The organism is Chitinophaga niabensis (assembly GCF_039545795.1).
Lineage (GTDB): Bacteria > Bacteroidota > Bacteroidia > Chitinophagales > Chitinophagaceae > Chitinophaga > Chitinophaga niabensis_B.
Genome location: NZ_CP154260.1, coordinates 4,761,707 through 4,783,935 on the forward strand (window position 1 = coordinate 4,761,707; position 22,229 = coordinate 4,783,935).

Here is a 22,229-nt window from a genome sequence, read left to right on the forward strand (position 1 = left end):
TTAATTGATTTTATTGACGAATACTGGTTTTTGTTTTTCCCCTCTCTCGTATCAGGGCTACAACGCTCTCACAATATTACATATATATTTTGATTAATACGTATTATTTATAATGTTTTTTATTTATTTAATACAATAATGAGCTTTATGGAGGTTTACAAGCTACTATTTTATTGAGGATCAGTGAGGTAAAAAGAGAAAGGAAAACATTAGGAAAAAATAAAAAGTGTTAGTTACGTGGGATTGGGGTCCATAAAAAAAGGTTGCCGGAGGGTATCCGGCAACCTATATTATATATAATGTCCTTTATAAATTATGCTTCTGATTTCTCAGATTTACTCTTGGAAGGATTCTTTAAAGAAAAGACCAGTTTCTGGTTTTCTTTATCGAGGTCCGCGATGAGAATATCCCCGTTATGAATGTTCATATTCAGGATCTCTTCTGCTAACGGATCTTCCAGGTATTTCTGGATAGCGCGGTGGAGTGGACGTGCTCCAAACTGCTGATCGTACCCTTTCTCTGCGAGGAAACCTTTGGCCTCGTCTGTGAGTTCCAGGCTGAAGCCCAGGTTCTGCAAACGTACCAGTACACCTTTCATAGTGATATCTATAATGGTGTAGATATGCTCTTTGGAGAGAGAGTTAAAGATGATCACATCATCAATACGGTTCAGGAACTCAGGAGAGAAGGTACGTTTCAAAGCCTTTTCTATTACGGCTTTGGTGTTATCTTCTTCACTTACTGTTCTTGCACTGGTGGTAAAACCAACACCTGCACCGAAATCTTTCAACTGGCGTACACCAATGTTAGAGGTCATGATGATGAGGGTGTTCTTGAAGTCAACCTTACGGCCGAGACCATCTGTGAGGATACCATCGTCCAGCACTTGCAGCAGGATGTTGTAGATATCCGGATGGGCTTTCTCGATCTCATCCAGGAGGATCACAGAGTAAGGTTTACGGCGAACTTTTTCAGTCAGCTGACCACCTTCTTCATAACCCACATAACCCGGAGGCGCTCCAATCAGCCTGCTTACAGAGAATTTCTCCATGTATTCACTCATATCTATGCGGATAAGTGCATCATCTGAGTCGAACATATAGCGGGCGAGTGATTTTGCCAGCTCCGTTTTACCTACCCCGGTTGGCCCGAGGAAGATGAAGGTACCGATTGGTTTCTTAGGATCTTTCAGACCTACCCTGTTACGCTGGATGGCTTTGGTCACTTTGCTGATGGCCTCTTCCTGTCCAACTACAGCGCTCTTCAGATCTTCACCCATGCGGCGAAGTTTATCATTTTCAGCCTGCACCATCCGTTTAACGGGGATGCCGGTCATCATACTCACTACTTCTGCGATGGCTTCTTCATCAATGGGGTAGCGTTTATGCTTTACTTCTTCTTCCCACACGGCTTTGGCCTTTTCCAGGTCTTCGCCGAGTTTCTTTTCCGTATCGCGCAGGGCTGCGGCTTCTTCGAAGCGCTGGCTCTTCACTACTTTATTTTTTTCCTGCTTGATGTCTTCGATCTGTTTTTCCAGGTCGAGGATATTTTGCGGAACATTGATGTTCTTTAAGTGTACCCTTGCTCCTACTTCATCCAATACATCAATCGCTTTGTCTGGTAACAGGCGGTCCGTCATGTAACGGTCGCTCAGTTTTACGCAGGCATCGATAGCATCATCCGTGTAGCTCACATTGTGATACTCTTCGTAGCGTTGTTTGATGTTATTGAGGATCAGTACAGTTTCTTCCACGGATGGAGGATCTACCATTACTTTCTGGAAACGGCGGTCTAAAGCGCCATCTTTCTCAATGTACATACGGTATTCATCCAGTGTGGATGCTCCGATGCATTGGAGTTCGCCACGTGCGAGGGCTGGTTTGAAGATGTTGGAAGCATCCAGGGAACCGGAAGCGCCACCTGCACCAACAATGGTGTGGATCTCGTCAATGAACAGGATCACATCCCGGTTCTTTTCGAGTTCGTTCATGATGGCTTTCATCCTTTCTTCAAACTGGCCGCGGTATTTTGTACCGGCCACCAGGGCAGCGAGGTCGAGGCTTACTACTCTTTTATCAAACAACACGCGGGAAACCTTGCGTTGAACGATGCGGAGGGCCAGGCCTTCCACGATAGCTGTTTTACCTACACCAGGCTCACCAATGAGGATGGGATTGTTCTTTTTACGGCGGGAAAGGATCTGCGAAACGCGTTCAATTTCCTGCTCACGGCCAACGATAGGATCCAGGCTGCCACTTTCGGCGAGTTTGGTGATATCACGGCCAAAATTGTCGAGTACAGGAGTTTTAGACTTGGTATTGGTTTGCTTCGCTTTAGAGGCATAACTTTTACGTTCGTCTTCAAATTCCTCTTCTCCGGGGTCATCGAACTCTGCTTTAGGATCTGCAGATTTTACGAAGCCCAATTCGTTTTTAAATGTATCGTAGTCCACGTCAAACTGTTGAAGGATTTGAGTACATACGTTTTCTTTATTCTTGAGGATGGAAAGCATGAGATGTTCTGTCTCAACTGTAGGGCTTTTAAGGGCCTTAGCTTCCAGCACGGTCACACGGATCACTTTCTCTGCTTGTCTGGTTAAAGGGAGGCTATTGATATTGGCAATGTTCTTACCGGTCTTATCTTTAATAGCCAGTTCCACTTCTTTGCGCAGTTCGTAAAGATCTACGTTCAAAGCTTGTAGAATTTTAACAGCCGTCCCCTCACCTTCACGAATGATGCCCAATAGCAGGTGTTCCGTACCGATGAAATCATTTCCCAGACGTAAAGCTTCCTCCCTGCTAAACGAAATGATCTCCTTTACTTGCGGTGAAAAATTCTGATCCATTGTAGATGATTTTTGATTAAACCCTTACGGGGGCTTGCTTATACAATATTACCAAATAAATTTGGATTTAGTTTTTATCCTTGCACATTTATACTTAAGATTTACTTTTGCTTCTGAAGGCCGTATAGATGTAAATATACTTACGAGAAGGGGGATGTTTTTGTTTGTGTGAGATTACTTCCGGCAAGGTTTTACGGACGGGTTCGTTCGGCTGTCCTTTTTTTTAATGATTAAAATATAACATCCTGGCTTATGCAATTCAAAATTGATACCAAAGAAAAAATAGTGCTTTTCCGGCTGGAAGAACCCGAACTGAATGCTAATTTGGCAGCCGAGCTGGAAAAAGCGGTTTTTGAAATACCTGATCTGGAGGATAAGAATCTGGTGCTGGACCTGCATTCCGTTCAATCTGCTGATGAAAAGGGCCTTAAAGCCATTTTTGCAGTATACAACCGCCAGTACGAGCGTGGGCTTTCAGCTGCCGTTGCTCAGCTTCGCGCTCCCTTATCCGCTGTATTAAGTGAAAAATACCCCGAAATGCTGAATATAGTGCCTACAGAATCTGAAGCCATTGATATGGTGATGATGGAAGACCTGGAGCGGGAACTGGACCTGGGAGAATAGCATCATTACCAATTACTTGTTTATTTTAGAGATATGTTCGCGGTAACAATTTTAGGCAATAATTCGGCAATACCTACACCAGACCGGCATCCTACATCGCAGGTGATCACTTATAACGACCAGTTGATCCTTGTGGATTGCGGAGAAGGCACGCAGATGCAGCTTCAGCGTTACAAGATAAAAAGGGGGCGTATCCGGCATATCTTTATCAGTCATCTCCATGGAGATCACTATTTTGGGCTGATAGGCCTGATCAACAGTATGAGCCTGCTGGGGCGGATAGAGCCTTTATCAGTTTACGGTCCGCCGGAGCTGGAGGAGATATTGCAGATCCAGTTACATGTTGCCGCCACTACCCTCAACTTCGAGCTAAACTTCCATCCCCTGCTGCCTGGCCAGACGGGCATTGTATTGAAGGAAAAGGAAATGGAGGTCAGCTTCTTCCCTACCCGGCACCGCATTCCCTGTTATGGTTTTTCCTTTAGCCTTCAGCGCAGGAAACGCAGGATCATACCAGAACAGGCACGCATATATGAAATACCTGCCTCTTTTTATTCCAAACTACAGGAAGGCGCTGATTATGAACGGAAAGATGGAAAGCTGGTCAAAAATGATTGGGTAACCCTTCCTCCTCCCAGGGCCAAACGTTATGTATATTGTGCGGACTCCATATATGATGAGGACCTGGTGCCTCATATGCGGGAGGCCGATATCGTATATCATGAAACCACTTATCTTCATGATCTTTCACAACGGGCGGCAGACAGGTTCCACAGTACTACTGTTCAGGCAGCTACACTGGCTAAGATGGCAGGTGCACACCGTTTGCTGATCGGGCATTTCTCTTCCAAATACACTGAATTACAGCCTTTCCTGGATGAAACCATCCCTGTTTTCCCTAAAACAGAACTGGCCATAGAAGGCGTCACCTATCTTATCTAGTGATTCCATTGTTGCGTAAGTAGTTTTGTTACATTATATTTACGCATTAAATTTAAAATCACTATTCCTATGAAAAGAGCAGCACTGCTTCTTATGCTCCCCTTATGCCTTGGCCTGAATGTAATGGCTCAAACAGACAGTACAGCCAACAGCACCGCCGGCACAGATTCAACCGAAGCCCCTTCCCGCAAACACCGGCTCCGTAATCTGCCCTACAACAAGAACATTATTAAAACGAACCTCTCTTCCATTGCATTGAACAACTACGGGCTTACCTATGAAAGGATGATTGCCCGGAAGATCTCTGCTTCCCTGGGTTACCGTTTCATGCCTAAAACCTACCTGGCAAAAACGGCACTAACTGAGAAAGTGATGGATTACTTTGAGGAGGGTGACGGAGAGATCACCCAGCAGCTGGACAAACTGCAAATGAGCGGAAATGCCATTACTGCGGAGATCCGCTTCTATACTGGCCGCAGGTCTGGCGCTAAAGGTTTTTATGGCGGGGTGTATGGCAGGTATGCTTCCTTTAAATATGATTACCCCTATGACTTTGAGCTGCCTACAGAAAAAAGGTTAGTACCCCTAACTGGCAAAAGCAGTGGTATTGGCGGAGGAATTATCCTTGGCGGCCAGTTCAACCTCCACAAAAATGTGATTGTTGACCTGTTCGTCATCGGCGGCCATTATGGTAATCTTAGTGGGAAAGTGGAAGGACTTACGGACCTGAGTGATCTTGATGAGCAGCAAAGAGCTGATCTGAAAGATGATGTGGAATCACTGATAGAGATCGGTGGTAAGAAAAATATTACGGCAGAGGTGAGAGATGACGGATTGCGGGCAGATGTTAAGATGCCTTTTGTGGGTGTGAGGGGACTTGGGTTAACGATCGGGGTATCCTTTTAGGAGGATCGAGCAAGGATAAAGCAATGAGAGAACTTTGCATCCCCTATGTCAAGCCTATGTGAAGCCTATGTCAACTATAGGAATGGTATATACATAAAGGCCCGTTCTTCAGCAGAACGGGCCTTTATTAATACGATAACTTACTTATTAGTAACCTTTTAGGAAGGTATTTATTTTAGTTTGCAGGTCGTTGCTCACGGGAATGATGGGCAGGCGGAAAGTATTCTCTATTATCTTATCGAAAGACAGGAATGCTTTGATACCGGCCGGGTTATTTTCCATGAACATCAGGTCAAAGCCTTCCAGCATTTTGTAGTGGAGGCGGCGGCCTTCTGCTATGTTACCATCCAGGGTAGCTTTTACCATGGCGGAGAAATCTTTGGCGAAGTAGTTGGCAGCTACGGAAATAACGCCGTCCATTCCGCAGGCAAGCTGTGGAAATGCTACGCCATCGTCTCCGCTGATCACCAGGAAGTCTTTGGGTTTATCGCGGATGATCTGCATGCACTGGAGCATATCGCCGGAAGCTTCTTTCATGGCTACGATGTTTTCTACCTCATGGGCCAGGCGCAGGGTTGTTTCTGCGGTCATATTACGGCCGGTGCGGGCAGGAACATTGTACAATATGATGGGTTTGGGAGAAGCAGCCGCGATGGCTTTATAGTGCTGGAAGATCCCTTCCTGTGTTGGTTTACTGTAAAAAGGAGATACGCTCAGAATAGCCGCAGCATCGTCCAGCGGGCATTTTTCCAGCCGGCTTACAACATCCGCGGTGCTATAATCACCAATTCCTACTACAACAGGCACCCGTTTACTTACCTTCTCGAACGTAAATTTTATCAGGTCCAGTTTTTCATCTGAAGACAGGGTGGGTGTTTCTCCGGTGGTACCTAATGTAACCACATAATCCACTCCTCCTCCGATCACATGATTGATCAGCCTCTCCAGGCCTGTCCAATCAATCGCTCCGTTTGTAGTAAAGGGTGTAACCAGTGCAACACCAGTCCCCCTTAATTGTTGCTGTAACATATCTAGTGTATCAAATAGCGCTTAGCTGCCCTGAAAAAATGCAAATATGAAAATTTGGATCGGTTCCCGCAATAAAAGCGCATTATTTTATTTAGCGTTCTTCGTAAAAGCCCATATTCGAGAATTTGTCTATCCGTTGTTCGATGCGGGTATCCGGATCGATCTTTCTTACTTCTGCGAGGGTAGACTTTAACTTTGCTTTAAGGATGGCTGCCATTTCTTCATGATTGGAATGTGCGCCGCCAATTGGTTCCGGGATCACACCATCCACGAGACCGAACTGGCTCATATAGGTGGAAGTGAGTTTCAGTTCTTCCGCTGCTTTTTCTTTAAAGTTCCAGCTGCGCCAGAGGATAGTGGAGCAGTTTTCCGGGGAGATCACGGTATACCAGCTGTTTTCCAGCATGAAAATACGGTCGCCGATACCAATTCCCAATGCGCCACCGGAAGCACCTTCCCCAATGATCACGCAGATAACGGGCACTCTCAGTTTCACCATTTCAAACAGGTTACGGGCAATGGCTTCGCCCTGGCCTCTTTCCTCTGCTTCCAGACCGGGATAAGCTCCCGGAGTGTCTATGAGGGTAACGATGGGTTTGTTGAACCTTTCCGCCAGTTTCATGAGGCGGAGGGCTTTGCGGTAACCTTCCGGATTGGCCATCCCGAAATTACGGATCTGGCGCATTTTGGTATTGATACCTTTCTGCTGCCCGATGAACATCACGGTTTCACCATCCAGATCAGCAAAACCACCTACCATCGCTTTATCATCTTTCACGTTCCTGTCACCGTGCATTTCCACGAAGTTGGTGGTCATGCGTTCGATGTACTCAAGGGTATATGGCCTGTCCGGATGGCGGCTCAGTTGTACCTTTTGCCAGCTGGTCAGATTATTATAGATATTCTGCTTAGTGTCGTTGATTTTTTGTTCGTACTCGCTTACGGTTGCAGAAACATCCACGCCCGACTTAACGCCGTTCTCCTTCAGTTTTTCCAGTTGTTCGTACAGATCCGCAATCGGTTTTTCAAAATCCAGAAATTGCATTATACAGATTTAAAAAGGTTAAAGTACGTCATAAAGATAGTAAACCCTGAACAAGTGCCCCAAAGAGCATTCAGATACAGGGAGTTGCTTAAAAAAAGATAAACCCGGCAAACCCGGGTCAGAAAATGCCCGAACCTTTTTAGAAACTCAGGGCGGCAAAAGTAGTACAATTAAGGTTATATAACAATATTTTGGTTTTTAAGGCCCGTTTTCTACCTGAAAAGAAGCGGGAAGAAACAGTGGATCCTCCGGAAGATTGTTTTAAGAACAGGGAGTTGAATATGGCTATCCGGTTCCGTTTACATACGGAACATGCAATGAGTTACAAACAGACCACAGCGCGGATGAATACAAGTATGGGAACAATTGGGGTACATATGAACCGCGCGTTGAAAACATTAAAACAACATCTCTCCCATTTACAGGGAATAGCATAAAAAGAAAAGAGGCTTTTGAGGGCCTCTTTTTTTATAGTTAGTCTTTTATGCCATAGTATGCCTGCACAGCTTTGTAATTATTCAGGTCCACAGGCGCTTTCCTGGCAGTTTGCCCACCCGGTATGAGTATGTAGCGGTATTGACGGACCTTCACACTCTGGGCATTCACACCAGTGCTTGCGTTAGCATTGGAATACAGCTCTATCAGTGCAGGTGAGTAAGTAGCTGTAATATAAAGCCCCAGGAAAGGATCAGCTATAGGCAAAGCCTCTACTACGGGTGCTGCTGCAGTACCATAGTTGAAATACACTCTCATTTCTCCGGATGTTAACATGGCGGCGTTCAGCTTCGGCGCAGGAATTGAAGCAAAATATCCATAGATAGTATCTCCCGCTGCGTTATCATCCACTTCGTATGTTACATCCAGCCATGCGGAATAGATCACATTGGCAGTTCCGGCAGGACCAGCGGGGCCGGCGGGACCAGCAGGGCCAGCAGGACCGGCAGGACCAGCGGGGCCGGCAGGACCGGCAGATCCATCTTTGGAACAGGAAACAAAAAATACTGCTACGGCCATTAGTGAAACGTATAAGATTCTGGTCATCATGCTCTTCATAAAAAAAAGTTGATTTGGTTATTAAAATAGGTAGAGTTGTTATTTCTGTTTATCGGCCCAGGGGATCAAACACTTCCGGGAACGTAGCGTTAAAAAGCATGGGCGGTAAATTATTATATGTGTTACAATTTGGTTGATATATTATTGTGGTTTCAAACAATCTCTTTCACGGTACTCTCTAACAATGGAGGATTTGGGCATGCGACAGTTGCATCTTCACTGTATTTAAGTTACAATTAAAATCGATGCTTTTTTCAATTTTTACATGGCTTTTTTACGGGCTGATTTTTTACCGATATATCAATAATCCCGTTAAAATTATTGATATATCGCTAATCTTTTCCCCGGATTTTCATTTAAAATACTGTATTTCAACGGATTGCAATCAGGGCACAGAGATTGAATAATGTACTGCCTAATTACATGAGCCATGAACATATCCACTATCAGCGAATTTGAAATACATACCCTGGAATGGTTCGCAAAAAACCAGGTTAACGCCAAGCACCATACATATGAGATCCTGTGGGTGAAACGGGGAGAAGGTTTCCTGAAAATGGGATCTGAGGAGTCTGAGATCACCCGGCAAACTGTTTACTGTTTACAGCCTGGTCAGTTAAAACAACTGGTCCCGGCCGAAAAACTGGAGGGGTATTACATTTCCATGTCGGCAGATTTCCTGCAGCTGGCGGAAACCACCCTGAGCTTTTCTCTTTTGTCCGCACAAAACGATCTTTTACAAATACCGATAGATGAAGAAACAGAAACTGAGGTGGAAGAGATCCTTAGCAAAATGCGGAAAGAATTCGTCAATTATTTTTCGTTCCGCTTAGAGATCCTGAAGGGTTTGTTCAAGATCTTCCTGCTATATACTTCCCGGAAATATTCCTATACGGTGATCTTTACAAAAGATGCCGAGTTGCTTCGCCGGTTTATGCAGTTACTGAAGGAACATTTCATCACCAAGAAAATGGTTACAGATTATGCTTATGAATTAAACATTACTCCCAGCTATCTCAACCAGGTAGTAAAAAAAATCTCCGGTTATACGGCCAGTTACCATATCCAGCAATACCTGGTAAAGGAAGCAAAAAGACTGGCCATCCATTCCAACCGCAGTATGAAGGAAATTGCCTATGCACTTGGGTTTAATGATATGGCACATTTCAGCAAGTTCTTTAAAAATAATTCCGGTGTTAACTTCACTAATTTCAAGAAAGGCATTTCCGTTATGATCCAGCATTAACAATACTTTGCGGGAATAATTTAAGAAATAAAAAAATCCGAAAAACGTATCTTAGCAGCACATGTCCCTACTTATGATACGATATTTGATAAGATGTTTTTTTCTCCTATGCGTATGTGTGTTCTTACAGAATGTGGTTAACGGGCAATCTCCCCAGAGCAGTTATGACATGCTTAAACAACGGTTATTAGTGGCCGGTACAGGTAATTTTATCTTTAACGAAAGCCGTGGCCTGATAGACCGGGACAGTGCCAACCTGTTTGCATGCCGGATGTATGGATACAACCGTTTATTACCTTACAATGAAGGATTCAGCGATGGTGTTATTTCTCCCACCAGCAAACTGATCGATGCGGGAAAGATAGGGGTGATCACCAATCTCCTGAATTATACGGAAGGGGTGAACAAGATGAGGATATTGCTGGAGCTGGGTACTTATTATCTTTTTAAACCCGGCAGTGAAAAAACGGATATGGACAGTGCGTGGTTTTTCCTTCAACAGGCAAATACCAATGGGGAACCTGAATGTCTTAGCCTGCTGGGGAAATATTACTACCAGGCCGGTAACATAGCAGAAAGTCAAAAGTGTTTTTCAAAGGTGGTGGATGCTGCAGGAGCTGACCCTGCAAACCTTGCGCCGGCTTATGAAAACCAGGGGAAATATCTGCCGGACCAGGACCCTAAAAAAATAAGTTACCTGGAAAGAGCGCTGGCGCTTTATCGCAAACTGCGGATGAAGGAAAAGGAAATTGAAGTAAGGATGTATATCGCGGATGCTGACCGCTCACTTGCGGAAAAACAATGGCAGCAAATATTGCAACTTCAGCAAAACATTGGTTTCCGTCATACTTTATATACAGCTTACGCCCTTTCCTGTTTAGCTGATCAGAAATCTGCGCTTTCTTATGCCCGCCAAGCCTTAGACAATATGCAGGAAACGGGAGATTCTGCGCTCGCTTGTCTTTTTTACACCAGGATGGGAACCGTGTACAGTCATTTAAACAAACCGGAGGAAGCATTGGCCTGGTATCAGAAGTCCTATGCGGGGAAGAAGAGTGCAGCCACACAGGACTTCTGGTATAAAGGTTTTATCAGTGCGGCTAACCTGCTGGCATTTTTGGGACAGGCTGAAGAAGCATTATCCCTCATGCAGGAAATAACAGCCAGCTTCCCTCCTACCAATACTTCCGATAAAATGCGCCTGGCTTTCATTAAAGGGCATAGCTACGAACTTCTGAAAGATAATACACTGGCGGCGGTGAACTATGATGCTTTCACTTCCATGGCAGAGCAGTTTCCATTGCCAACCAATTATACAGAAACACCGGAAGCGTTTTACCAGGTATCCCTTTTTTATTTCAACCAGGGACAAATGGCGAAAGCAAGGACCTATCTCCAGAAAGCCCTTGATTTTACTTCCGGCAGCATGGGCCTTCAAAACCTGGCCGGCGTTCATCTCCTGTTTTCCAAACTGGATTCGGCCGCGGGGAGATATGCCTCCGCTTTACAGTATCGTATCAAATATACTTTTTACCGGGATTCCCTTCTCGGTAATCAAATGCAGGAGTTAATGGCGAAGTATGAAACAGACAAGAAAGATCAGAACATCCAGCTACTCACACAATCCGGCAAACTGCAAGAGGCCGCCTTACAACAATCCGGTTTCCTGCGTAATATTATACTTGGCAGCCTTGCGGCCTTACTGATCATTGCAGGATTACTCTTCAACCAGTACAGGCTGAAGCAGGTGGCAAATGCGAAACACACTGATCTGCAGCACCTGGTAAATGAGAAGGAATGGCTGCTGAAAGAAGCGAATTACCGGGTGAAAAATAATCTTCAGACCATTGTAAGCCTGCTGGGCTCTCAATCTTCCGTGCAGGACAGCCAGAACAGGATATACGCGATGTCTCTCATCAACCGGAGATCAGAAAACGCAGCGGCTGTAGACATCCGTTCCTATTTACCCGAACTGGTGAACCACCTGCGCGAAAGCTTTGATGTAAGCCGGCAGATCCATATTCATCTGAACCTCCCTCCTCTTGAACTGGATGTATCACAAGCGGTGCCTGTTACCCTGATCATCAATGAAGCCATCACCAATTCCATCAGGTATGCTTTTCCCCGGAAAGAGATCGGCCAGGAGATCAGTGTTTGCATGGAACAGGAAGCTGATAATGAAATAACCCTTACCATTGCAGACAATGGTATTGGCATGTTACCGGACCTGGACAGTCACTTGGGATTAAAACTCATGGATGGACTGGTAGACGATATAAATGGTACCTTTGCCATCAGATCCGCAGAAGGTACTACCATTTCCATTCATTTTATGGCTAACACACCTCTGCATAAAGCCCGTCATGCCGTATGAGAGAAAAGATCCTGATCGTAGAAGATCAGTTCATAGAGGCAAATAACTTACAGCGCATGCTTAAAGCAGCAGACTATGAGGTCTGTGGTATTGCGCGTTCCGTTGAAATTGCATTGAATTTAATTGAGAAAGAAGTACCAGACCTGGTACTACTGGATATTTATTTAAAAGGCCCTCAGACGGGTATTGATCTTGCCCATATCTTAAGAGAAAAAAAAATCGCCTTCATCTATCTTTCCGCCAATTCCAACAAAGCTACACTTGATGCAGCAAAAGCCACCCGGCCTTATGGCTTCCTGGTAAAACCATTCCGGGAGAAGGATGTACTGATCATGCTGGAAGTAGCCCATTACCTGCATGCGAACAGCCTGGATGCGATCATGCAGCAAAAGCCCCCGATAGTAGCGGCGGATAGTTTTTCCGGTATTATCGGGAAAAGCCCTAAGCTCCAGACAGTACTGGAACATCTCCGGATTGTTGCACCTGTGGACACATCTGTATTGATCCTTGGGGAAAGCGGCACGGGTAAAGAGCGGATTGCGGAATGCATTCACGCATTATCTCCCAGGAAGTCACATCCACTGGTTAAAGTGAATTGCGGTGCACTGCCCTCTACTTTAATAGAATCGATCCTGTTCGGTCATGAGAAAGGTGCCTTCACCGGGGCCACCGAAAGGAAGATCGGAAAGTTTGAACAGGCTGGTAAAGGCACTATTTTCTTAGATGAGATCGGGGAACTTCCGCCGGATGTGCAGGTAAAACTGCTGCGGACTTTACAGGAAAAAGAAATAGAACGGCTGGGCGGGCATGAAGTGATCAAAGCAGATGTGCGCATCATTGCTGCCACTAATCGTGACCTTGAAAAAGAAATGGCGGAAGGCCGCTTCCGGATGGACCTCTATTACCGGCTGAATGTATTTCCACTGTACCTTCCTGCACTGAGGGACCGTAAGGAAGATATCCCCTTACTTGTTGAGCACTTCGTTCAGCATTTCTCCCAAAAGATCGGGAAGGCACCTATGCGGGTATCCGATGGTTTTATGCATGAGTTGATGCATCACAACTGGCCGGGGAATATCCGGGAACTGGAGAACACCATTGAAAGAGCAGTGCTGCTTGCACAGGAAGGTTTGATCAAAAAAACCAGCGCCCTTCCTGCACAAAGCAAAACGATTGCTTCCATGGAAGAACATGAAAGGAATCATATCATTGATGCACTGCGGAAATGTAATGGTAAGATCTTCGGAAAAAATGGCGCAGCGGAATTGCTGGGGCTGAAGGTTTCCACGCTTAACTCCCGGATCAAAAAACTGGGGATTGAAAAGAGCCATGTTAATCCGGGAGGTTATTAGTTCCTGCGTTACGTGAAGCCTGTCATGCGCTCCCTTTACTCCGCGTAATTATTAACGAAGTTGATGATGTGCCCCGCAGACAATACCGGATACTGATGTTGCGGGCCATGGCCTGCCTGCGGAAAAACCATGATGTACAGGTTCTGCCAATCCCTTGTTAACACATACCAGTTCTCTACAGGGAATACCACATCATGATCTCCTGATATGACCAGCACAGGTGTTTTCAAACGGCCCATTTTTTCTCGTGAATTAAATGCATCTTCAATATAATCCGCGCCTCCCTGAAAATAGCGTATCCATTTTTCTTCTTCCACCGGTATATCCAGATCCGTTACGCGCTGCGCCAGTCTTGCGTGGCTAAAGGCTCCTGCTCTTCTGCTCAATGCAGATGCAGGTTCAAAGAACAGGATCATTTCATCTTCCAGGTCGTTCACCGGATGAGCAGAAGTTTCCAGGAAGATCTGTTCCATTGGATGCGCATTCTGTCCGGGAGGCTTTGTACCGATCAGGATGGTGTGGGAGATCATTTCAGGATAATGCGTGGAGAAGATTTGTGCTACCATGCCCCCGTAAGACCATCCGCCGATAATGAATTTCTTCAGAGAGAGCGCTGCCGCCAGGTGTTTCACATCTTCTGCCACTTCTGCCATCACTATGGGTAATTCTCCTGCAGATAACCCGATGCCTGAGTAATCAAAAATGATCACCTGGAATTTTTGGGCCAGGGCATCAATAAACGCAGGGTCCCATGTATCCAGGATACCTCTGAAGCGGTTGCACAAAATGAAAGGTGTGCCGCTGCCTATTGATCTGTAGGCCAGTTTTCTTCCACCGGCTTCTACGTAGGCTGTCTGAACGTTTGATGTAGTAGTTGTTGTCATACTTCAAAACTAATTCAGCCTGTAAAGGGCATCAATAGCTATGTGCCGTTATCTGTTGTATATATACAATAGTTCCTTCTGTTTGTCAATTGACTGACGCTACTATTAGGAATAGTTTTGTGACATAACAAACATAAACCTGCATGAAAAAAATTCAATCAAAAACCATTGTATTCATAACAGGGGCTTATGTGAGTCATGCCTGTTGGGATCACTGGAGAAGTTATTTTGAGGAACTGGGCTATACTACCATTGCTCCCCCATGGCTGCATAAAAATGCAGATGCGGCCACACTCCGCAACCGTCATCCGGATGCTGCATTAGCCGGGGTTTCGTTGCCTGACCTGTTGCAGTATCATATCGACATTATTAAAAAGCTGCCGGAAAAGCCCATCCTGATCGGTCATTCATTTGGCGGACTGATGAGCCAGGTAATACTGAACAAAGGGTATGCAGCAGCATGCATTGCAATCCATGCTGTTCCTCCCCAGGGTGTAATTCCTTATGAATTTGCTTTCTTAAAATCAAATACGGCCACACTGGGATACTTTACTTCCCTTAAGAAAACTTTTCTGATGTCGTTTCAAAAATGGCAGTATGCCTTTACCAATGGTTTGCCTTTTGATCTGCAAAAAAGCAGTTACTATGAATTAGTAACACCGGAATCAAAAAGAGTAGCCAGAGGCGGGCTTGGCGGGGCGGCGCATGTGGATTTCAGCAAAGAACATGAGCCATTGTTACTACTGGCCGGCACAGAGGATCAATGTATACCGGCACACTTGTGTAAAAGGGTATTTAAACATTACCAAAGCAAAAGTTCCGTAACAGATTATGTGGAGAAAGACAGGAATCATTTTGTACTCGGGTTGCCCACCTGGAAAGAAGATGCTGCATTTATTTATAACTGGATAAAACAAAACTAAATATGGATAAAATAATCGACCCTTTGAACGATCCTGCCATTGAAAGTCATACCAAAGCATTCCTGAAAATCCTGAACAGCGGCGATGGTAAACCAATGGAACAATTAGCGCCTGCCGATGCGCGAAAAGTACTCGAAGATGCACAACGTTCTGTAACCGTAGATGTATCCGGCATTGTGATAACGCCCCGGATGGTGAATGGTGTTCAGATCTATATCGTTCGCCCGGAAGGTCAGACCGGTGTATTGCCAGCCTTTATGTTCTTTCATGGTGGCGGTTGGATGCTGGGAGATTTTGCCACACACAAACGTTTTGTGCGGGACCTGGTTGTTTACTCCGGTGCTGCAGCTGTGTTTGTTGAGTACAGCCGTTCTCCGGAAGCAAAATATCCCACCGCATTGAATGAATGTTATGCCGTTACCCAATGGATAGCGGAGCATGGAGCAGAGGTTGATATCGATGGTAAACGTATAGCAGTGGTGGGCAACAGTGCAGGAGGCAACTTGGCTGCGGCAACAGCACTGATGGCAAAAGACAAAAAAGGCCCGGAGATAAAATTCCAGTTGTTATTCTGGCCCGTTACCTATCCAAACTTTGAAACGGAATCCTATCATCAATATGCCAGCTCCCGCTTCCTTACCAGGAATATGATGACCTGGTTCTGGGATAGTTATGTGGAACAGGGAGCCCGGCGGAACGAGGTCTATGCTGCTCCCCTGACTGCTTCCCCGGATCAGTTAAAAGGGTTACCTTCCACCCTGGTACAAACAGCGGAGAATGATGTTTTGAGAGATGAAGGAGAGGCTTATGCCAGGAAAATGGACAGTGCAGGTGTGCCTGTTACTTTAATGCGGGTACAGGGTATGATCCATGATTACGGGTTATTAAATCCGCTGGCAGAGGTCCCGGCTGTACAGTCTGCTTTGAGAGCAGCAGCCACCGAGTTGAAAAAAGCACTTGCATGAACATAAGTGTTACACATATCGACACGGCCTGTATACTCCTGGAGATCGGAGGTTACAGGATAGTAACAGACCCTACCCTGGATAATGCAGGGCATCTTTACCATCATGGATTTGGCGCGGTATCCCGCAAACTGGATAACCCGGCCATTCCATTAAAAGATCTTACCAACATTGATCTGATCCTGCTGAGCCATCATCAGCACAAAGATAATTTTGACACGAACGGAAAGGTATTTACTTCAAAGGTGACCCATGTGCTCTCTACTAAAAGTGCCAGTAAGGCATTACCGGGGATCACAGGACTGGATGTGTGGCAAACACATTTCATTCCCACACCTAAGCTTAAGAATTTAAGGATCACGGCCACTCCGGCACAACATCATCCTTCCTGGATACCGGAATTTATTGCCGGTAAAGTGATCGGTTTTATTATAGAATTTGATGGTCAGGAAAATGGCGTTATTTATATTTCAGGTGATACGGTTTATTTTTCAGGCATTGATGAAGTAGGCAGGAGATATAAGATCGATGTTGGTATTTTTCATGTAGGGGCTGTGCAGTTCCGCTACCTCTCAGGGTTTGGTGAATACACAATGGATAGCGCGGGATTAATAAAAGCAGTGAATGTGTTGCAGCCGAAAACAGTGATCCCGATACATTCGAGGGGATGGTCTCATTTTAAAGAAAAGGAATCTGTGCTGAGGGGCGTGTTGATGGGAAGTGCGGTAACGAGGGACAGAACAGTGTTCCTGAGATCCGGGGAACGGACGGAGATATGATATTACAAAGAAAGCCTGTAGTACTGCTACGGGCTTTTTTTTAGAACAATCTTAGCTGATAACCTTTTGCCTTTTCAGGTGGCTTTGCTTTTCCAAACACAGTACGCCCGCCATATTTCCAGGAATCATTTTGCTCCTTTTCTATCAACGCTTCGAAACGATCGTTAGGCACAAAATCTTTTTCTGCTATTGCAGCGAGTTTGTGCAATGATTTAATCGCATCCTGTTTGTCCTGGTTGCCCAGCTTTGCTTTGTGTATGGCTGTTTGAAGAGTAGCAATTGTTTCGTCATATACCTTAATGGGAACGGGAAAAGGATGACCGTCTTTTCCACCATGTGCAAAAGCAAAACGGGCGGGGTCTTTGAACCGGGATGGTGTTCCATGGATCACTTCACTCACCAGGGTTAAGGACTGGATTGTACGGGGGCCCACTCCTTTCAATAGCAACAGCTCTTCAAAATCATGCAAAGGATGTTCGTTTGCCAGCCACAATACAGCACCTAATCTTTTAAGGTCTACGTCTTTCGCTTCTAATGCATGGTTATCCGGCATAATGAGGTGTTGGATCTCCCGTATCATCTGTTCCGGTTTTTCCTTCATCAGCTGTAACATTCCATGGCGTGTGTCTCCGGCTTCCTTTGCAGTGAGGTTTAAGATCAGGCCCTGGTTGTGGCCGCAGACGGCGGCATGCGGTTCTTCAATAAAAGAACTGATCTGCCCGGAATGCCAGTGATAACGCCGTGCTTTTTTATTTCCGGCATTCATGCCCTGCTGGATCACCGTCCAGTCACCTTTACTACTTACAATAAAATTATGGGTGTATAACTGGAAGCCATCCTGCAGGGCAGTATTATCTACTTTTGCACTCAGCTTACTGCATCTGACGAGATGTTCTCCATCCAGGCCTGTCTGGTCTGCGATCTTCAACAATTCATCCGGTGTTTCCAGGGAAAATTTCCCCTTTCCGCCACAAATAAAGATCCCAAGTTCTTTAGCATTTGGGTTAACTGCTCTTTTTAATGCACCCATCACAGAAGTGGTGATACCGGAAGAATGCCAGTCCATTCCCATCACCGCCCCCAGGCTCTGGAACCAGAACGGGCTGCTCATACGGCTCAAAAAGGCCACCTGCCCATATTCTGCGAGGATAGACTCCGTGATAGCTAATCCCAGCTTCGCCATTCTTTCTGCCAGCCATTTGGGAACGTAACCATAATGCAAGGGCAGATCTGCTGATCCAGCATGTTTCATACTAACAAATTTAGCATTTTTTTGGCATGACTAGTGCGTTATGAGCTTAAAGATCTTATGAAAACATTCTTTTCTATCTGCTGCCTGTTCTTTGCCGGCCAGGTTACTGCGCAGGATACTACTAAACGTTACACCAAAGTGCCGGTTGGTTTCTTAATGGTGCTCCGCCAGGGTGATGATGTATTAGCGCATATTGAGGCATTGGCCCTGAAAGAAAAGATCCCCTCCGCCAATTTCAGCGGGATGGGTTTTGTAAATGCCAAATTCGGCTTCTTCAATTTTGACACCAAGGAATACGAACCCAGGGAATTCAACAATGTAGAACTAGCCAGCATGCAAGGTTCAATTGCCTGGCAAAAAGGAAAAGTTTCCCTGCATACACATGGCGTGGTTACCGACAGGGATTTTAAAGCTTATGGGGGACATCTGCTGAGTGCAGTGGTAGGAACGGGTTCTGTGGAAATACTTGTTACAGTGCATGATAAACAGCTGGAACGGGTTATGGAACAACCGTTAGGTGCTAATGTGCTGCAGATTGATGCCAGCTACCGCCCGAGCAGGAAATAATGGTTTCCACCACTCTTTTAGTTTCATGCGGGTCTCTTACCTGTATACAGTCCACTCCTGTTTGCCTGGCAGGATAGTCATTACCTCCTTCAAATAATGCATCGCCGATGAATAACATGTCTTTTATTGCGATGTTCAGGGTCTGACGTAATTTCTGAATACCGTAAGCTTTATCGATGCCGGGTTTGGTGATATCGATGGATGTTTCTCCACCCATCCGCACAGAGAATCCAGGGATGACTTTATCCAGCGCTTCCTTTATCACTTTACGTTTGGCAAAATCAGGGTCCCAGTCTTTCTTTACTTCATGCGGCGCATCCTGGCCTAAACCGGAAAAGGTGATCTGGCTGCCCCGGTCTTCGATCTGCTCACCCCATGTTCTCACAGGTGGCAGGTCTTTTACAATCCTGTTCAGCTGAGTGAGGATCTTTGTTTTTTCTTCAACGGAGAAGTTCTCTGCATATAGTTGTTTCCATTCTCCTTTATACTGGTAATATTTAGTACCGCAGGTAGGCAAGAGAGAAAGATTTTCATGCGCGGTAATATGAGACAGCACCTGTTTTTCAAACTGGCTCCAGTCCCCTCCCGAGATGACCGCTACCTTTACTACACGGAACAAACTTTCCAGCAGCTGTGCCATCTCTTCATCCAACGCTGATTTACTTTCTGCTAGAGTGCCATCGAGATCAAATATTATGAGCTGCTTCATATCAGTTCTTCCAATATTTTCCGGGTAGATGCAAAATCCTGGTGATGGAAACTTTTTATTCCCATTTTGTTGGCTGCCTGTACAATCATCAGCCGGTCGTCAAAATAAACGCATTCTTCTGCTGAAACCTGTGCTATGCCCATCGCCAGGGTAAAGATGCCAGGGTCCGGCTTGCGTAATCCTACTTCACAGGAGGAGATAAAAGCATCGAAACAGTCATGCAGGCCGAACTTCTTAATCCGGAAATCGTTGAGTTCCTTTCCTTCGTTATTAATTGAAATAACCCTGCAAGGGCATCTTTGCTTCCATGCTTTGAACCATTGCAGGAAATCCGGCAGTTCAACAGATTCTGCGAACATAAATGTTCTGAATTCTTCTTTTGTAAAGTCCCGGGGGTGATTGAACACCACGGTGTTCAGGTAATCGTCCAGGGAGATCTTACCTATTTCATACACGTTAAAAATGAAGTTATGCAGTACTTCCATTTCTGTATGATCCAGGCCAAATACCCGGGCAGCTTTTTGGCGTGATTGATGTCCCCATCCATTGTTCAGCAATACTCCCCCTACATCTGAAAAAACGACTTTTACCTTAGCGCTTGTCATGCAATAATGCTTTAGCTCTTTTTACAACATTATCTGTTGTGAACCCGTATTCTTTCAGCACTTCTTCACCGGGGGCGGATTCACCGAATTTATCGATACCTATAATATCACCATCATCCGTTACATATTTATGCCAGCCTAAGGGAGATCCGGCTTCTACTGCGAGGCGTAACCGGAGTTTTTTGGGCAATACCTTTTCTTTATAAGCGTTATCCTGTTTTTCAAACAGCTCCCAGGATGGCATGCTCACTACACGGGCCGCGATGCCTTCTTCTTTTAACTGCTCCTGTGCTGTTAACAATAACTGCACTTCAGAACCGGTACCTATTAAAATGATCTGCGGTGTTTTTTCTGATTCGGAGAGGATGTATGCGCCTTTTTCCAGTTGGCAGTTTTTCGGGTCGATCACGGGTATTTCCTGGCGTGTTAAGATCAAAGCTACCGGGCCATCTTTATGTTCCAATGCCACACGCCATGCTGCTACGGTTTCATTTGCATCTGCCGGGCGGATCATTATCAGATCAGGAACAGATCTTAAGCCGGCCAGATGTTCTACGGGCTGATGGGTAGTACCGTCTTCTCCCAATCCTATACTATCGTGTGTGTAAATAAAGATAGGATGAATTTTCATGATTGCGGCTAACCTTACCGGTGGCCGCATGTAATCGTAAAATATCAGGAAGGTGGCGCCATAGGGAATAAGATACTTACTCAGGGCCATTCCATTCAATATGGCGCCCATGGCATGTTCCCTTATCCCGAAATGAAAAATACGGCCGCTGCGGTTGTTGGCAGCAAAGGATGCATACTTTTCGAGATCTGTGTCTGTAGAAGGAGAAAGATCTGCGGAGCCTCCTATCAGCTGGGGCAGGTAGTCTGCAATAGCATTCAGTACTTTGCCGGAAGCTTTGCGGGTGGCCATCTTCTTTTCCCCTGCTTTGAATACGGGCAATTTTTCCTGCCAGCCATCCGGGAGTTTACCACTGCTGATCAGTTCATATTCCTTTGCCAGCTCTTTGTATTTCTCTTTGTAGGATTGATATAGCTTGTTCCAGGCGTTTTCTTTTTCGGTGCCTCTGTTTCCAGCTTTTTGATAATAGTCTGCCACATCCTCCGGCACCACAAAATATTTATCCGGGTCAAAGCCGAAATTCTTCTTCACCAGTTTTACCTCATCTTCTCCGAGGGGGGCGCCATGCGCAGCAGCGGTATCTACTTTATTCGGACTGCCATAACCGATATGTGTACGTACTTTGATCAGGGAAGGGCGGCTGGTTTCAGCCTGTGCATTCTTAATAGCAGCAGATAGCGCTTTGAGATCGTTACCATCCGGCAATTCCTGCACATGCCAGCCATATGCTTCAAAACGTTTGGCCACATCTTCATCGATAGCCAGGGAAGTGCTGCCTTCAATAGTGATATGATTATCATCATAGAGATAAATGATATTGCCCAATTGCAGATGCCCTGCTATGGATGCAGCTTCAGCGGTTATACCTTCCATGATATCCCCATCGCTGCAAATGGCGTAGATCTTATAGTCGAAAAGATCAAAGCCGGGTTTGTTGTACCGTTCGGCCATGTATTGCTGCGCAATGGCAAAACCTACACCATTGGCAAAACCCTGGCCCAGGGGACCCGTGGTCACCTCAATGCCGGGCAATAAACCATACTCAGGATGGCCGGCTGTTCTACTGTGTAACTGCCGGAAGTTTTTAAGATCATCCATGGTAACATCATAACCTGTGAGGTGCATAAAGATGTATTGCAGCATACAGGCATGGCCGGCAGATAAAATAAAACGGTCCCGATTGGCCCAGGAAGGATTGTGTGGATTATAATTCATGCTTTCCGTCCACAAAACGTGGCCAATTGGGGCAAGTCCCATGGGTGTTCCCGGATGGCCGGATTTGGCTTTCTGTACTGCGTCCGCAGCCAGTACACGTACGGTATTTATACCAGATTGTTCAACGGTTTTCATACACTATGAATAACAGGTATAGTGCCAAATAGTTCTGGGCTCCACAACAAAGAAAATCTGGACTTCACAACAAAACAGCCAGTCTGTTTTAGGAGGATCTCTGCCTTATGAAAAAGACAATCTTAATTGCGCCGGCATTGGTGTGAAA

The 22,229-nt window shown here is 45.5% G+C and carries 20 protein-coding genes; 11 read left to right on the plus strand and 9 right to left on the minus strand.

Features of this window, described 5'->3' with window-relative positions; genetic code table 11:
* Positions 1-313 precede the first annotated feature (313 nt).
* Positions 314-2,845: an ATP-dependent Clp protease ATP-binding subunit gene (locus AAHN97_RS18860; protein WP_074242769.1), complete on the minus strand. Its 2,532-nt coding sequence runs from the start codon at positions 2,843-2,845 to the stop codon at positions 314-316.
* A 252-nt stretch (positions 2,846-3,097) separates the two neighbouring features.
* Between AAHN97_RS18860 and AAHN97_RS18865 the strand changes: the two genes are divergently transcribed.
* From AAHN97_RS18865 to AAHN97_RS18875, 3 genes are all read left to right on the plus strand, one after another.
* Entirely contained in the window at positions 3,098-3,469 is a 372-nt protein-coding gene (locus tag AAHN97_RS18865) for an STAS domain-containing protein (protein WP_343303622.1), read from the plus strand.
* Positions 3,470-3,502: 33 nt separating this feature from the next.
* A complete protein-coding gene (locus AAHN97_RS18870) occupies positions 3,503-4,411 on the plus strand; it encodes a ribonuclease Z (RefSeq protein WP_343303623.1) in 909 nt (302 codons plus the stop codon).
* Between the two features lie 69 nt (positions 4,412-4,480).
* Positions 4,481-5,317, plus strand: a complete 837-nt coding sequence (locus tag AAHN97_RS18875; protein ID WP_343303624.1) for a hypothetical protein — start codon at positions 4,481-4,483, stop codon at positions 5,315-5,317.
* Between the two features lie 147 nt (positions 5,318-5,464).
* Here AAHN97_RS18875 and dapA read toward each other — a convergent pair whose 3' ends face one another.
* A complete protein-coding gene (gene dapA, locus AAHN97_RS18880; protein ID WP_343303625.1) occupies positions 5,465-6,346 on the minus strand; it encodes a 4-hydroxy-tetrahydrodipicolinate synthase in 882 nt (293 codons plus the stop codon).
* 91 nt (positions 6,347-6,437) lie between these two features.
* The gene (locus AAHN97_RS18885; protein ID WP_343303626.1) at positions 6,438-7,391 is read right to left on the minus strand and encodes an acetyl-CoA carboxylase carboxyltransferase subunit alpha; all 954 of its coding nucleotides are present in this window, start codon (positions 7,389-7,391) and stop codon (positions 6,438-6,440) included.
* Between the two features lie 191 nt (positions 7,392-7,582).
* Between AAHN97_RS18885 and AAHN97_RS18890 the strand changes: the two genes are divergently transcribed.
* Complete coding sequence (locus tag AAHN97_RS18890; RefSeq protein WP_343303627.1) at positions 7,583-7,828, plus strand: hypothetical protein; 246 nt, start codon at positions 7,583-7,585, stop codon at positions 7,826-7,828.
* 37 nt (positions 7,829-7,865) lie between these two features.
* On the opposite strand, the gene AAHN97_RS18895 is transcribed toward AAHN97_RS18890, so the two are convergent.
* Positions 7,866-8,435, minus strand: coding sequence for a hypothetical protein (locus AAHN97_RS18895; protein WP_343303628.1), 570 nt, complete (start codon positions 8,433-8,435; stop codon positions 7,866-7,868).
* Positions 8,436-8,874: 439 nt separating this feature from the next.
* On the opposite strand from AAHN97_RS18895, the gene AAHN97_RS18900 reads away from it, so the two are divergent.
* From AAHN97_RS18900 to AAHN97_RS18910, 3 genes are all read left to right on the plus strand, one after another.
* The gene (locus tag AAHN97_RS18900) at positions 8,875-9,690 is read left to right on the plus strand and encodes a helix-turn-helix domain-containing protein (RefSeq protein WP_343303629.1); all 816 of its coding nucleotides are present in this window, start codon (positions 8,875-8,877) and stop codon (positions 9,688-9,690) included.
* Between the two features lie 118 nt (positions 9,691-9,808).
* Positions 9,809-12,064, plus strand: a complete 2,256-nt coding sequence (locus AAHN97_RS18905; RefSeq protein ID WP_343303630.1) for a histidine kinase dimerization/phosphoacceptor domain -containing protein — start codon at positions 9,809-9,811, stop codon at positions 12,062-12,064.
* The gene (locus tag AAHN97_RS18910) at positions 12,061-13,416 is read left to right on the plus strand and encodes a sigma-54-dependent transcriptional regulator (RefSeq protein WP_343303631.1); all 1,356 of its coding nucleotides are present in this window, start codon (positions 12,061-12,063) and stop codon (positions 13,414-13,416) included. Before AAHN97_RS18905 ends, AAHN97_RS18910 begins: the two co-directional genes overlap by 4 nt.
* A 35-nt stretch (positions 13,417-13,451) precedes the next feature.
* Here AAHN97_RS18910 and AAHN97_RS18915 read toward each other — a convergent pair whose 3' ends face one another.
* Positions 13,452-14,300 carry an alpha/beta fold hydrolase gene (locus tag AAHN97_RS18915; RefSeq protein WP_343303632.1) on the minus strand — a complete coding sequence of 283 codons (849 nt, stop codon included), beginning with the start codon at positions 14,298-14,300 and terminating at the stop codon, positions 13,452-13,454.
* Positions 14,301-14,443: 143 nt separating this feature from the next.
* On the opposite strand from AAHN97_RS18915, the gene AAHN97_RS18920 reads away from it, so the two are divergent.
* From AAHN97_RS18920 to AAHN97_RS18930, 3 genes are read left to right on the plus strand one after another with little or no spacing between them, the layout of a single operon-like run.
* Positions 14,444-15,223 carry an alpha/beta hydrolase gene (locus AAHN97_RS18920; RefSeq protein ID WP_343303633.1) on the plus strand — a complete coding sequence of 260 codons (780 nt, stop codon included), beginning with the start codon at positions 14,444-14,446 and terminating at the stop codon, positions 15,221-15,223.
* 2 nt (positions 15,224-15,225) lie between these two features.
* Positions 15,226-16,188, plus strand: coding sequence for an alpha/beta hydrolase (locus AAHN97_RS18925; RefSeq protein WP_343303634.1), 963 nt, complete (start codon positions 15,226-15,228; stop codon positions 16,186-16,188).
* A complete protein-coding gene (locus AAHN97_RS18930; protein WP_343303635.1) occupies positions 16,185-16,967 on the plus strand; it encodes an MBL fold metallo-hydrolase in 783 nt (260 codons plus the stop codon). Before AAHN97_RS18925 ends, AAHN97_RS18930 begins: the two co-directional genes overlap by 4 nt.
* 40 nt (positions 16,968-17,007) lie before the next feature.
* On the opposite strand, the gene AAHN97_RS18935 is transcribed toward AAHN97_RS18930, so the two are convergent.
* Positions 17,008-18,219, minus strand: coding sequence for a DUF763 domain-containing protein (locus AAHN97_RS18935; protein WP_343303636.1), 1,212 nt, complete (start codon positions 18,217-18,219; stop codon positions 17,008-17,010).
* Positions 18,220-18,276: 57 nt separating this feature from the next.
* Between AAHN97_RS18935 and AAHN97_RS18940 the strand changes: the two genes are divergently transcribed.
* Positions 18,277-18,786, plus strand: a complete 510-nt coding sequence (locus AAHN97_RS18940; RefSeq protein WP_343303637.1) for a PPC domain-containing DNA-binding protein — start codon at positions 18,277-18,279, stop codon at positions 18,784-18,786.
* On the opposite strand, the gene AAHN97_RS18945 is transcribed toward AAHN97_RS18940, so the two are convergent.
* Genes AAHN97_RS18945 through tkt form a run of 3 tightly spaced genes read right to left on the minus strand, consistent with a single transcriptional unit; the run spans position 18,740 to position 22,081 of the window.
* Positions 18,740-19,495 (minus strand): HAD-IIB family hydrolase, encoded by a 756-nt coding sequence (locus AAHN97_RS18945; protein WP_343303638.1) that lies wholly within the window; start codon positions 19,493-19,495, stop codon positions 18,740-18,742. The two genes, AAHN97_RS18940 and AAHN97_RS18945, sit on opposite strands and share 47 nt — an antisense overlap.
* Positions 19,492-20,100, minus strand: coding sequence for an HAD family hydrolase (locus AAHN97_RS18950; protein WP_343303639.1), 609 nt, complete (start codon positions 20,098-20,100; stop codon positions 19,492-19,494). The genes AAHN97_RS18945 and AAHN97_RS18950 overlap by 4 nt, the downstream gene beginning before the upstream one ends.
* Positions 20,087-22,081 (minus strand): transketolase, encoded by a 1,995-nt coding sequence (gene tkt / locus AAHN97_RS18955; RefSeq protein WP_343303640.1) that lies wholly within the window; start codon positions 22,079-22,081, stop codon positions 20,087-20,089. The genes AAHN97_RS18950 and tkt overlap by 14 nt, the downstream gene beginning before the upstream one ends.
* Between the last annotated feature and the right edge of the window lie 148 nt (positions 22,082-22,229).